8 protein-coding genes are annotated in these 15,118 nt (G+C 39.6%); all 8 read right to left on the bottom strand.

The features are described 5' to 3' along the window. Positions 1 to 708, bottom strand: a complete 708-nt coding sequence (locus tag ACESQI_RS03535; protein ID WP_002560113.1) for a hypothetical protein — start codon at positions 706 to 708, stop codon at positions 1 to 3. A 21-nt stretch (positions 709 to 729) separates the two neighbouring features. After that, positions 730 to 2,259: a RagB/SusD family nutrient uptake outer membrane protein gene (locus ACESQI_RS03530; protein WP_195660367.1), complete on the bottom strand. Its 1,530-nt coding sequence runs from the start codon at positions 2,257 to 2,259 to the stop codon at positions 730 to 732. Positions 2,260 to 2,280: 21 nt separating this feature from the next. Beyond that, positions 2,281 to 5,460: a SusC/RagA family TonB-linked outer membrane protein gene (locus ACESQI_RS03525; RefSeq protein WP_373125457.1), complete on the bottom strand. Its 3,180-nt coding sequence runs from the start codon at positions 5,458 to 5,460 to the stop codon at positions 2,281 to 2,283. A 581-nt stretch (positions 5,461 to 6,041) separates the two neighbouring features. Continuing rightward, on the bottom strand, positions 6,042 to 8,171 hold the full coding sequence (locus ACESQI_RS03520; RefSeq protein WP_278509635.1) for a polysaccharide lyase 8 family protein: 2,130 nt from the start codon (positions 8,169 to 8,171) through the stop codon (positions 6,042 to 6,044). A gap of 11 nt (positions 8,172 to 8,182) precedes the next feature. After that, the gene (locus tag ACESQI_RS03515; RefSeq protein ID WP_373125456.1) at positions 8,183 to 10,066 is read right to left on the bottom strand and encodes a TonB-dependent receptor; all 1,884 of its coding nucleotides are present in this window, start codon (positions 10,064 to 10,066) and stop codon (positions 8,183 to 8,185) included. Further along, positions 10,059 to 11,369, bottom strand: a complete 1,311-nt coding sequence (locus ACESQI_RS03510; RefSeq protein ID WP_002560108.1) for a glycoside hydrolase family 105 protein — start codon at positions 11,367 to 11,369, stop codon at positions 10,059 to 10,061. The genes ACESQI_RS03515 and ACESQI_RS03510 overlap by 8 nt, the downstream gene beginning before the upstream one ends. A gap of 11 nt (positions 11,370 to 11,380) precedes the next feature. Then, positions 11,381 to 12,532: an alginate lyase family protein gene (locus ACESQI_RS03505; protein WP_373125455.1), complete on the bottom strand. Its 1,152-nt coding sequence runs from the start codon at positions 12,530 to 12,532 to the stop codon at positions 11,381 to 11,383. Positions 12,533 to 12,654: 122 nt separating this feature from the next. Beyond that, positions 12,655 to 14,643 (bottom strand): glycoside hydrolase family 88 protein, encoded by a 1,989-nt coding sequence (locus tag ACESQI_RS03500; RefSeq protein ID WP_373125454.1) that lies wholly within the window; start codon positions 14,641 to 14,643, stop codon positions 12,655 to 12,657. Between the last annotated feature and the right edge of the window lie 475 nt (positions 14,644 to 15,118).

Here is a 15,118-nt window from a genome sequence, read left to right as displayed (position 1 = left end):
TCATTTTGCTCCATAAATAGGAATAGATACTAATTCTTTATCTGTAGGATACTGCATATACTTATCCATCACGTGAATATATGATCCGTTAGGACTTTGCAGATTACTGGTACGAGGTTTTGTTTTCAGCTGAAAATGATCTTCGTAGTTATTGAAATAAATACTAAGAGCACCTTCTTTCAACATTTCAACAGCCATATATCCATAAGGAGAATCATATTCTGTAGGAAAGAATGTTATAACTCCTTTTGTCAAATCAGTCAGTTCATAATACGAAAGAGCTTTCTTTATAATATGATACATAATCATATTTTTCACTACGGTTTTATCCAATTCCTCCCAACTGGTAGGAATAATTAACTGTTCCGGATTAAATTCATCCGGATAAGCGTTCTCATTCCAGAAACTCCGGTCACTACTATTGGATGAAGTCAAAGCTGTATTTGTCAACAACAGATAGGTTCTATCAGGCTGTTTGAATAATTCCGGATCAACTCCCGAATATTTAATAGCTTCTATCAGAGACGAAAACAAATCGGTACGCGAATTCATGAAATCCCATGCATTCATAGTAATTTGATTATCATAGGTTCCTTTCTCTGAATCATAATCATAAGGAGTTTGCACATCCAGACCAAATAGTTCACAACTTGTAAATGTGAATATTGGAATTACCAATAAGGCTATATTTAATATTATCTTTTTCATTATATACACTATTTATTATCATTATTCTGAATAAGGAGGATTCTGATGTCCTACCAGAGTTGGATTGGACGTAAAGACAGACTTAGCTATCGGGAAACGAACCCGTCTTAAATCAGTGCCAAAACCTACAGGTTCCTCACCACGCATTGCTTGAATATAAGATAGATGCGGATCCAGTATTTCATTCACATATCCGGTACGTATAATGTCAAACCAACGCTTAGGTTCACCATAAAACTCCATCTGACGTTCATCCAACACCAGTTTTTCCAATGAAGACTGTGTCATACCGATTCTTGTCGGATAATCTTCTGCTTTCGCAACAATCGTATTACCACAGCGACTACGTATCTGATTAACTATATCAATAATATCCTGAGCCGGCTTATTTTCATGAATCATTGCTTCCGCACGCAATAACATAACATCCGCAAAACGATAAATAGGTATTTCAAAAACACAACCGGAAGTAGCAGGAATATCAAATTCAACAGCAGGATCTGTAGACTTCACCGGGAAGAACTTACACAATTTATTAGCCAATGCACCGGTACTTCCATAGATAATCTGAGAATTCCCTGGAGTCAAAGTTTGTTTATCCAGTCCGTTATATATACTCAACGTATCTACAACTCCCCAGAATCGAACATCCTTTTTATCCTGGAGCATTCTTTGAAACAGCGAATTAGACAACTGATAATGAGCATTACCACCACCAACGCCAATCGGGCCACCATAACTGTTATTGTTATTTTTCTCAAAATCCCATTCTATAGTAAAAATAGCCTCTTTACTATTGGTAGGATCTGTAAATATTTTCTTCCATTCGGTAGTATTACTTACCATTTCATACCTTTTCAAAGCCAATAAGTTATCCGATGCTTTCAATGCTCCGGCATAATCCTTTCGCCACATCAAATAATCTGTTTGTAATGCATAAGCAGCTCCCTGATTAAAATAGTAAACTCCTTCATTACCCAATGACGAAATGGCAATTGTTAAATCATCCTCTATCACTTCATAGATAGATTCCAAAGAAGCACGTGAATTATATTTAGTATTCAAATCGCCATCCCATGACTTAGTAATCAATGGCACTTCACCCCAAACACGTACTGCATAGAAATACATCAAAGCTCTTAAGCCATGAAATTGCCCCAAATATGATCCGGCCACATCTTCAGAAAGTCCCATTTCAGGGATATTCTCGATAGCCAGATTACACCGGTTTATGACCTGATATAATTTTTCCCAGTCGCAATAACTTCCGTTCGAATCCAAAGAGTTAAGTTGTAAAGCAGCATTGGCATACAGAGTTATGTAATAATCATCTGAACGTAATTCACCCCAGGCCAACAAAGTACTTGATACAATTTTCTGTACTCCATTATATGTACCAGCTCTCCATGCTTTCAGATCCGACTCACTGGTCCAGTAAGCTTTATTGCTCAAATCAGCTATCGGAGTTTTAGTCAGGAAGTCCTCACAAGAAGAGAAGAGAGACATCCCCGCCAATAAAACTGAACATGATAATATTTTAAAGTTTTTCATTTTCATTATAGTTTTAATCATTTAGAAACTTACATTTACACCAAAACCAAATTCACGTTTTTTCGGATACTTCTGTGAATCATTACCAGGGTTCAATACGCCTCCGGTAGTAATTTCAGGATCGTAACCACTATAGTTAGTCCAAGTCAACAAGTTAGAACCATAGATATAAATTTGTGCAGACTGCAGATATGCTTTCTTTGCATATACCGAAGGCAATTGATAACTCAAACGTACATTCTGCAGACGAATAAATGAAGCATCCTCAAGATAGTTACTACTCAAAGTACGATTGTTTTCTGTTGTACGTGCATTCTGTCCCGGAGTATACCAATTTGTGATATGTCCCTGATATCTCCAGCCCTGAAGAACTCCACAAGGAGCTGGATTGGAAGTGTTATCGCCATAACTTGTCAAATCACGTAAAAGTGAATTGTAAATCAGACCACCATGACTCATATAGAATGAGAAGTTCAAAGTAAAATCTTTATATTTCAATGTATTATTCCATCCTGCATACCATTTAGCCTGTGCATTCCCTAATATTTGTTTGTCACCGGCATCAATATTACCACTGTGGTCTTTATCCTCCCAGATTACATCACCACCTTTACATACTACTCCTGAGGCCTTCATCTGATAAATTTCTCCTTCATATTTAGTACCATCAGCATAAGTATAGCCAAGCACTTCAGGACCTCCAACTTTATTTATTACTACGTTATTGTATTGGTCACGCTTAAATACCGGAATCAATCGATTCTTATAGCCTTCGTCGTAAGCATTGTCTGCATCATAAGCATATACTCCCAAATGTCTGTAACCATAAAAATTACCTGCAGCCATTCCCGGCTCAATCCACCAGTTAGTTTCAAAATCACGTGGTTCACCTACAATACTTAAAATTGTATTTTTGTTTTTAGACCAGTTAAAAGAAGTATACCATGAGAAGTTACGTATACGAACGGGAGTTGCCGAAATATTAAACTCAAAACCTTCATTCTTCACTGAACCTGCATTCACACGCATACTATTAAACCCGATTTCAGTAGGAATAGCATCATTATTAAACAAGCCGGTTGTTTTTTTCACATAATAGTCACCTGTAAATGAAAGTCTCCCGTCAAAGAAAGTCAGGTCAAGACCGATATTCGTCTGTTTGGTTTCCTCCCATTTCAAATAAGCATTACCTACTGATGACTTAGGAATAACACCAATTACCCCGTTATAACTATAGTCCGGATCTACAGCATACAACGTATAGGTATCATAATCACTTACACGGTCGTTACCATTAATACCCCAGCTGGCACGTATTTTACCATCAGTAAGAACCGATCTCGACCAATCCATGAAAAACTCATCAGAGAATCGCCAAGCTGCAGATCCGGCCGGAAATACACCATAACGATTTTCAGAACCGAATCTCGACGAACCATCCCGACGAATAGACCCCTCTACAATATATCTACCATAATAGTCATAATTTACACGACCAAACATAGACACCATACTGTTTCCGTCTCCTTTTATAGAATATCCGGTCAATGTACTGGCTTGTGGTACAAGCATGTTCTTATTCAAATATTTCTCACTTTCCATGAGAGTCGTACGAGACATCTTATCTTCGATACTACCACCAATCATCACATGTACATTATGTGCCTGTTTAAAGGTTTGGGCATAATCAAGATATCCATCTATCAAATAATTCTTTTTCCAAATAGTACGGTCAGAACCTTTATCCCATCCGGCTTCCACTTCTTCCCTCTTCGTTTTGTTCACATTTGGACTTGCATATTGCTTACGGTCAGCATGACTCAACGAAACTGTTGCTTTTCCTACGAACTTGAAATGTTTAAGGAATGAAAGCTCCATAATCTCCGATAACTGTCCTTCATATGTAGTAGTCTCGTCCGTACGCTCCAACAGTTCCTGAATCGGATTTCGTTTACCAGACGGACTTGATCCATAAGCAGGTACCAAAGTACCATCCGGATAATAAAGAATCGATTCGGTCGGTCGCCTGATCGCGTTATAAAATACACTACCCTCACTAATATTATTCTGTTTACGATAGGTTACATTAATATTAGTAGTGAATTTCAAAAATTTATAAGGTTCATAATCCACTTTAGTACGACCTGTAAAACGTTTTGCATAACTGGTCAGGATAATACCTTTATCATCAAGATATCCAATACTGGTCATAGTACGTACTTTATCACTACCTCCACTGATACTCACATTCACATCATGGCGAACAGCTGTTTGTGAAATCACATCCTGATAGTTGTTACTGGTAGTCCCCTGAATATTCACCGAGTCATTATTAGATTTGAACATAGCAAATGGATTCTTACCAGCTACAGACTGAATTGTATTTGCAAATATTTCACGCTCTGCACGATTCAACTGTGGAAGTGTATTAGAAAGAACACCATAAGAATTAAGATAACGAACATCTATACGAGGTTTACCGCTTTCACCGGATTTAGTTGTGATAATAATCACACCATTGGCAGCACGGGCACCATAGATAGATGTTGAAGAAGCATCTTTCAAAATATCCAAAGATTTAATATCGTTGGCATTGATATGATCAATACTTTCAACAATTACTCCATCTACTACATATAGGGGTTCAGTACCTCCTGCTTCAAACGTCGAAACACCACGAATACGAATGCTTGATCCGGCACCCGGAGCACCGGAAACAGCAGTAATCTGTACACCAGGAACCTCTCCCTGTAATGCATCCATTACATTTACCGGTTGTTTTTGCTCAATCTTGGCAGCATCTACATTAACTGCAGCTCCCGACAGATTTGCTTTCTTTGCCGTACCATAACCTACTACTACTACTTCATCCAATGCTTTGGCGTCTTCGTGCATCACAATTTTTAAAGTAGATTGTCCTTTCCATTTGATATCTTGTGTGATATACCCCATGTAAGAAAACACAAGAGTCTGCCCTTGCTGTACACTTAGTTTAAAGTGTCCATCCATATCAGAGATAGTACCATGTGATGCACCTTTCACTTTTACAGAGACTCCAATCATAGCTTCTCCTTCGGCATCAACAATAGAACCAGTCACCTGGCTTTGTTGTGCATATAATTGAGATGTACCTCCCAACAATAGGCCAACAAATAACATAAATTTCCATAGCATACTGGCTAACGGAGATTCTTTTCTCACTTTTTCATTCATTTGTAGAATAATATTAGATTAAACATTAATAATTTAGAATAGAAATAACGACTTTCCACCATTATGGTGGATAAAATTGTGTTCTTCTTGTTTTCATTAATAGTATAAATTTTAAGTTAGACTTAAATTAACAGCAGGTGTTTTTGTCCCTTTTAAGTTTTTTGATAGCACAAACATAAGCACATTCCAAGTAACGAATTTTAAGAAACATCTCAATTGCTTTAGAATTTGTATCAGCACTATCAATATTTTAAAATACCACTGATTATCAATAACTTAAACAAAATGTTAATATTTGTGTGCGAACACACATATATTAATAAATTGTATTTTACAAATACAAAAATAGGCGATGTATGCTAAAAAGGCTTTCTAATTTGTATCAATGGTTTGTAAAAATGAATCAGCCACCTTAAAATTCTGAATAAAAGCATCCTATTTATATATTACCTTAACTATAATATCCGCTCATAAAATAAAACTCCACTCAGAAAGAACAAGTTATGTACTTCTGAGTGGAGAAAAAAGATTAATAAAAGAATTGTAACCTAAGCGGTAAATTGTGTTTCTTAATGTATAATAGTTGTTCCATCCATTTTGCCGGATGCAACAGAGAAGTGAATCTCTTTTTTATCAATTATAGCCTTTGCTTCTGATTGTTGCTGTGTCGGATCGGCATAAGCAACCTTATAGTTTTTGTCGGAAGGCATAATCATGTAAACACCCGGGGTAACGGCTTCAAAAGAAAGCCCGGATGCTAATTTTATTTTTAGAGGTTGATAGGCAGCTATATAATAATTATCTGCAGCAAAAACAATCTGAGCATTTTCATCATTACGTAGTATCTTAACAGAAGAAAGATCAAACGCTGCCGTCTGTTCACAACTAACTGAAGGAAGAAGAAGATATTGATAAGTAGCCTTTTGCGGATGTACTCCGTGATCAATATGCAAAGATACAACTTCTCCTTCTACCGGTTGCGGACGATACATCTGCATAAAGTCACGCCACTGTCCTGTACGTTTTTCAGAATGGGCTACACTATTGACAGAAGAATTCCCCAAAAGAATATATCCGGTACGTCCATGAAAGAAACGCTGTTCTTTTCCATCAAACTGTTGAGTACCTTCTATTATCTCCCATTTATTTTTTTGTAATACGAGTAAATTATCCCGTTTTAGACGCTGGTCAATAGAAGTAGTAACGGTAAGTGCCGAATCAGACTGTATACCTGCTCCCAGACAAAGTACAAAATTATCTGTCATTACCCATGCCTTACGAGCCTGTATACCATCCTTATTGAAATCCATAACCGTCATTCCCTGTCTACCGTCAGATACACCTCCTACAAAAGAAGCATCATTAACAGCTTGTTTTCCCCTTTTCCACCGTACAGGTTCGTTACTCTCGTAGGATGTTATACCTGGAATCTTTCTCCAATCCCAGAAAGGAAATACATTCAGATAATCATTTGTATCTTCATAGATATAAGTGGCCCCGTCACCCATGTAATATCCCAATAAATTATCTTCATTCACTTGTTCGGAACCAATCACCCGCTCAGAAGACATTTTCACTGAAGCCATCCATGACGGGCGACGGTGAATCGTGTAATCCGATTGCCAGAAATGTTTATGTCCGGTAAATGTACTTCCCGATTTACGAGGGGGAAAATTATCAGCAACAAACTCTTTGTTTCCCAATGTTAAAGCCACAAATCCCACACTCAGTGCTTTGTGAATAGGTGCATTGTGGAATAATTGCCGATCTAAAGAATTTATATCCATCTCTCCGCGCCAGATAACCCAACGATAACCGTCAGTGAGCAGCGTATTCAATATCTCCATTTGTTTATCATCAAATGCAAATGAAGTACCGGAAAATAACCCAGCAAAGAAGCTCATGCCTGATAAAAACGATAATCCATAATTACCAAATTGCTGTTGAGCACCATGTTGATGAAAGCTCCAATCTTCTTTAATTCCTTCTTTCCCGCCGGTCATTATTTCGGAAGCAATAATATCCCGGGCTTCTTTCACCAAAGGATAGTCATTCTGCAACAAAGCACGCATCAGTACATTACCTGCCAACCACACTTTATTCTGTCCGGTCATACCAAACTTGGCATGTTCTAATACCTCAATAGCCGATTGTTTTTCTGCCGGAGAAAGTTCATCTTCCAAAAGGATAAAAGCGGCCCCCATTGTTTTGGGTATACCTATCTGATTATACCACCAATTCAGGCAAACAGGCTTTGCGGTAAACCAATAATTCAATGCGGTATGGATTACTTTTGATACTTCTGACGAACCTTTATATTCCGTCTTGTCCGAACGGTAAAGTTTGGCAAGTTCCAATATGCGCTCGGCATGCATCTTGGGTTCCCATCCCGAACGTTTCTTATCATCATAATTAATATCAGGCCAGGTTCCATCCGCTTTCAGAGAAGAGAGATATCTCTGTATTTTTTTTAAATCAAAGGGATAAAGCTGATGTAGTTCCATTACTACCTGATCAGACATCTCACTTTCAGGAGTGATTTGCTGTAAATAACGGACTAAGTCTTCCTGTTCGCCTCCTGAAGGAAGTAAAGAGCGAACATAATTTTGCCGGATACGCACAAGTTCATCCGTCTCAGCTGCACGAACAACCGATATGACAAACATAAGCAGGCTTAAACAAAATACAATTTTCTTCATGGTGTTTTATTTCAAATGTTTATACTGATTCCTCCGAATACGGTAGCTCCCGGCATAGGAAAGCCGGAATTAATCTCATAATTCTGTCCCAGGAGATTTTCTCCTCTCACAAAAATCTCCACTATTTTAATGGGGGAATAGGCGACACGAACGTTCCACAACAAGTAGTTTTCAGTGGTTGTACTACCCATAGCAGTATACAGACCATTGATATATTGTAATCCTGTAGCTACACTCCAATTACTCCGGGCATAGCGTCCACCCAAGTATAACTGATGTTCCGGAGCAGCCGGAACCGGATACTTCATATGCAAATAACTATAGTTCATATTCAACCCCAGATGACTGTTCAATTGACAGGCTGTAGCCAGTTCGATACCATAATTTTCCACCTTATTTATATTACGGTTCACAGGTGAACCGGTGCTTGTGTCCGTAAAGATAATATCTTTTCCATTTATATAAAATAGATTGAGGTCAAAATGCAAAGCATTATCCCAAAAATTCTGACCAACAGAAACTTCGTAATTCATTAAACTCTCCGGTTTCAGATTTGGATTTTGAGGTTTGAACATATACATTTCTCTAATCGTAGGATTACGGAAACCTTTACTTACAATGGCCTTTAGTACTGTGACAGGAGTAACAATATAGCTTATACCCACTTGAGGAATCAATTCCTTTCCCGACTTATCATTGTAATCCAGCCGAAGACCAGCGTTCAGTGTCAATCTCTCTGCCAATATCTGACGAAAATTAATATATCCGGCTACATCATTTATATAAGTAGAAGATAATATATCACTGTTTTTACCACCTTCTGCCAAAGGAGTATTCCAGGCATGACCACCGTAACGGGCATAGTCAATCCCTACTGCTATATCATTGCCGGTGAAGAAAGAATAGGACTGATAAAGAGAAAGCCCCAACATATTATCGGTAGAATGATACAGTTCTTTCTGGGGATTACTGCCTGCAGTATATCCGTCATTAATCTGATGATTTCCCCAGTTATAGAAAAACTTCAAAGCACCGGATGTACGGGCATACGAATTGGATAGTGCAAAAGAAGTCATGCCTCGGGTGATTTCTGCATCATTATCAATCATAGGAGCCGATACTAACCCGGGATTGGCCGCATTATAGTGAGTGACATTCACGTCTGCAAACACATTCCAATGAGAAGAAAATTCATACCCCAACTTCGCATATCCCCAATACTGGTCAAATTCAGAATTCTCACGATGTCCGTCTGTACGATTATAATTCAATGAAACAAAAGAACTGAAACCCTTTCGCCGAAAGGCGTTGTGAGCTTCAGCACTAAAAGTATTGTATGAACCATACATTGCACGACCATAGGTATGCACCCCATCTTGTTGCTGTTTTTTGGTAACGATATTGACAACACCTGCCATCGCATTGGAACCATAAAGTACAGAAGCCGGTCCGCGTACCACCTCTATTTTTTCAGCCATAGCCGATTCATAGACATCGGGTAACGGATGCCCCATCATACCCATATACTGGGGATGTCCGTCAATCAAAACCAGTACCTGCGTATTAGGGCTACCACCTATACCACGAATACTCATTCCACCAGCTGCACCGTTAGCAACCCCATACCCTATCACACCACGTCCGGTAACAAACATTCCGGGAACCTGTTCTGAGAGCACAGTCAAAACAGAGTTGGTATAGCGTCCTTGTAACTCCTGTTTATCCAGCGAAGTAACAGTCATCGGCAAAAACTTCCGATTCACCTCTGTCATGGTCCCGGTCACTACTACTTCATTCAAACGAACGGTATCATTTACCACTTGGTCTACTTCACCGGCAACTCCCACAAAGGTAGTAGCCAGAAAAGAAATTGTCAATATCTGTTTTTTAATCATTATTTATCATTAATTTCTCCGATTCCATTATTACAGCCGCCCATAGCACTCCTGCTACGGCTTCCTTTGCATTGAGTATCTTGGGCACAGTTACATATTCTATGAAATTCTTCTTGATAACCACTCCATCACAGGCTCCTATCACATCGAGCAATCCCTGTTCGTTAACCTGTATAAAAGGACGCAGACTCTCATATCCCTTAGTGACAACAGGCATATATTCCTTTTGCTTCAGTAAACCCAGATTGATCCCCTTTCGAAGAGAGTAAACAAACATTGCAGTACCCGAAGGATCAATAAAATTCAATGGATTGTCACCCTTATCTACAACCATAAACCAACCACCGGTAGACTTATCCTGTACAGACTTCAATCCTCGACACATCTTTATATATATATCGAGTATTTTATTATAATCCGGATGAGTTTCCGGTAACACGGCAAGTAATTCGGGAACCACCAATGTGTACCACCCCATACCTTCGCTCCAAACTTCAGGCGACAAGCCTGTCTGTTTATCAGCCCAGGTAGCTTTTTCCGGTTCTGTGGTCCATGCATGTAGCACCAGTCCGTCCGGACGTTGAAGATGACGTGCAGCAGTAATAACATTACGGCAAGCCGTATTATAGCAATAATCAGTCTCTCCCACATATTGTCCGCAACGGATGAGGAACATCTGCATCATAAAAACACCATCAATCCACATATTCGGGCTCCGGTTTCCATGCCAGAATTGTCCGTCAGAACTGGGATAGTCATCCACAGCTTTTAATATCTGTAAAGCAGCTTTCTTATATTTTTCATTACCTGTGCGGGCATATAGTGTACAAAAAGCAGAGCCTGTCATGAAGTTATCAAGATTGGTCAGTCCCCCACCCTTATAGTTTCCATCATCATCTACAAAATAATCTATATATTTCCGGATATATTCAAGATAATCCGGATTACCGGTTAATTGTCCTAACCGATCCATTGCCTCAAACATATATCCCTGTACATACGTATAGTCTTTCCAATACGCCAACCGATAGTCAGGGTAACGTGCCATCACCGTTTCGGCAAGTGGTAATGCCAGATCCATGGGTGTTTGACCGGGAGTATAGCCCAACTTTGCATCAGGTACCCCTTGCGAAGTTGTTCGCCGGTAACGGGTAGTGGTTTCCTGAGTGACCATCATTGTTACTCCATTCTCTACAGTCGTACCAGTAGTACGTGTAGTAGTCACGCGATTGGTTTGCGCCATAATCGGCTGCAACAATATATTTCCTAAAAATAGCAGAACGAAAATAGTTTGTGTTTTCATATATAACATTTTTATAACCAGATAATAGGATTACGTATAGGTAAATTGCGTACCACCTCATTATTTGTCGGAAAGTGTTCCAGTTTGAGCCAGGTATCAAACATTGCCTCATCTTTCAACTGCGCAGAACCAAAAAGCAGAAACGGATGTGCAACAGGCCACTCTTCCCAACACATCACATCCGGTGCCAATGTCCATTTACTCTTATCCGCTACAAAAGGGTAAAGATAAGAAATACCTAACATAATATTTCGTCCGTCCGCAGTTGTATATTGCCAAAGATTATCGTCATTCGTCGATAAGATCTGACATATCATGGTCATTGCATCAAGATTGAAAAGCGAATAGGCATACGGCTTGGTACGCTCCTGTTCTAACGGGAAACTACCGTCCTCCGCCATTTGTCCGGGAAGCAATACTTCCTTGTATCGGTCCGAACAAAATTTCATCATCTTCTCATCTTCGGTATATTTGGCAAACATTGCTGCCTGCATTACCCAGCAAGTGCCATGATTGTTCTTCGCCTTCATCTCATCCATGCCATACGGATGTGTTACCATCCAGTTCAGATAAGATACAAACCATTCTTTAGTAGCCTTTGCATCTTCAGCAGGAAGTACTCCAGCCTGTTGAAGGCGTAAAAGTGATTGAGCCACTTCGATCAGATGAACCGTATCAATAATCCCAATTCCACGTCCGGTAGCAATCCCCTTAATAGCCTGTGCATACAACAGATTCGGATTCATTCGCGTCTCTTTGTTCACAAACCAGGCACGTATATGCTGAAGGACTGCATCGGCATACTTCTTATCTTGTGTAATAAGATAGGCAGAAGTTAAATTGCCGGTAATCACACTAAAACGAACCATTGCATGCCGATGGGCTACGAAGTTGTCCGGATTGGTTTCTCCGTCACGTCGAATATACGGTCCGTCGGGATTCAATGAATCAGGCCACCAATAATCTCCCTCTGAAAAGAAATCATGCGATCCACCCATACTACGCTCAGCGATAAAGGAAGTCACTGTTACTGGTTTCTCTGCCAGATTCTGTTCTGCACGTTTCAATATCTCCTGTCTTAATGTTTTCACTACCGGATCGGGTCCCGACGCCGCACATGAAAACAGAAAACAAGTTAAAAGCAAATAATAAAAGCATTTCATAAACTACTCAATTTGTTATAAGGTGTATAATAAAGGATCTCTTAGCAGTGCGCAAAAATAAAAGTTTAGTTTCTCTTCAGCTTTTAGAATTATCCCATAAGCTTAAACTATTATTCCATTTGTCAATGAAAACACCCTTTACCTGGAATATACACCGAAGAAAGCGTTTGTATAGAATCGTGCAGTCCAAATGTACAAAGAATATTTTTCTGTCTATCCACAAGAAACATATGAGGGGCTTTATCCTTCACTCCATGTCCCTGCCAGTTAGTAAACAGCAACCCTACCCCCGGCAAGTATTGCATACCACTGAGAAATTTCAACGGGCTTCCTTTCAGATCTCTGTTCGACAATTCCCAGACCACTATCCCTGCTTTATCAAACTCCATAATGCGGGGATTCTTGTCCGCATCTGCCACCGCAACAAGTGTATTGCCATTGTCCAACCGGATAACAGAATGCGCTCCACCGGAAACTTCTACTTCCCAGCACGATTTGCCATTCTCATCATACTCCACTACCCGTTTACCACCATAATGTGCCACCAGGTAATGTCCGTTGTCCAACCTGCGGGCATTACGGATAAACGACTTCTTACCATCCGTTACACCCGGAGGTAGAATACATACTTCCTTTACAACTTCTCCTTTCGGATTCACCTCCAGCAAACGACCGGAATTACATTCACCTATAAATGTATCTCCGTTCTTCAATCTCTGGCAGGCAAAGATATGACTTTTAGATGTATAATGAAAGACAGTATCTTTATTTTGGTTCACTTCAAGCACTCCCTGTCCGGTAGTGAAAAGTATATTTCCATTCTCCAGCATCCACAAATCATTGGAAAGCGGTGCATCATGTTCCCAGACAATTCTCCCATTCTCAAAGATAAAAACCTTCCCTTGCGAATAATCCGTACAAGCGAATGTTTTGCAATATTCCAGATATGGATATTGATTACTGTTCTCTACAATCCAGGTTGCCCAGAGGAAAGAGGAAATCACTTCCTGCCCATTCATTTTCTTCGGACGGGTCACATAAATCTGATAGTCTTTTTGAATGCCCAATCCATTGTTGGCATCCTGCAAATCAATCAATCCATCTACAGAACTTATTTTTGCTTTAGAGAGCAATCCCATATATCCTTTTCCCACACAATTCTTGTATTCTCCGGCAGGAATAATACCCAATTCTATAGCACGTTGTAAAGCATACACAAACATCCCACTACCGGAAGTTTCCTGCCAATTACCGGGTTGATCACCTTTATCTACCACCTGATACCATAGTCCGGTGACCGGATCCTGGCAGTTCTTTAACCCCTGCATTAACTCTTGTGTGATAGAAACCAACTTCTTATATTGTGAATGAGTTTTTGGGAATATTTCCAAGGTCTCTACCATTATTAGTGCATACCAGCCAAGCCCTTCGCTCCATACCTCCGGTGCCATGCCCGTCACCGGATCCGCCCACCGGGCATCTTTATCTTCATCCCAGCCATGATAAAGCAAACCGGACTCTCCTTTTTTCAGATGCGTATACATCCCTATTAACTGACGGGAAGCTTCATCGAAGCAATAATCCGTATCGCCAATGTAGTGTCCGTATTTTGTAAGGAACATCTGTCCCATAAAAACACCATCCACCCATATCTGCCCAACGGTCCCCCGTCCGTGCCAAAACACTCCGTCAGACGTTCGCGGATAGTCGTCATAACTCTTCCGAATTATATCGGCAGCCTTTCTGAACTTCTCTTCTTTTGTTTGCTGATAAGCCCAGACAATAACAGAACCAGCCATCATGTCGTCCATACTTCGTCCTTTGAAATAAACGAGGCTTCCATCCGGACGCACTACTTCATTGGCCCAGTTCATCATGTAATCATAATACTTTCTGTCTCCGGTAGAGCGCCACAACTTATCCAGTCCCATAAGGAAATAGCCTTGCGGGTAGCACCACGGTTTGAAAGGAATAGTCAGTGCCGAAGGATAACGCGTCATTACTGTATGAGCTATTTCTTTGGCCCAGGAAGAAGGTACTTTCCCGGGAACTTGTGCTGTTGCCTGTATAAAGGCAAGAGATACTAAAATGGTAATTAAAAAGCTTTTCATTCGTGTTTCTTTTAAAGTTAGCGCTAAGATAGATGCTTTGTCCTTATCGGACTTTCAGACTTGTATCAATGATTATAAATTCTATCTCAAAGGAAAATAAAAAGCAAAAAGAAGTAAGTTTGGATATTTACAGGATATTTAAGCACAATAATTTACAAACGATATACACAGAAGAAAATTCTCTGATTCATTCTGTAATAGAAAAATCCGTTTAATACTATAGGTAAAATATCAGCATCGATTCTCTATCAAAACAAAGTGTACATTCTTGTATCGCAAAAGTGTACATTCTTGCTATACCAAAATGTACATTCTTGTATGATAAGATTGCACACTTTTATAAACACTGATTATCAAATACTTATCGACAACTATTTCTTCAACCCAATACTCGTCTGGTCTCAAACAATATCGAATTAATTAATTCCGGGAGAGACGTACAGAAAGTATCTTGCTACTTCCGTGCAACAAAAAC

It is taken from the genome of Bacteroides sp. HPS0048, from assembly GCF_964240755.1.
GTDB classification, from domain to species: domain Bacteria; phylum Bacteroidota; class Bacteroidia; order Bacteroidales; family Bacteroidaceae; genus Bacteroides; species Bacteroides nordii.
The sequence above is the reverse complement of the archived record's forward strand: the minus strand, read 5'-3'. Positions and strand labels throughout refer to the sequence as shown.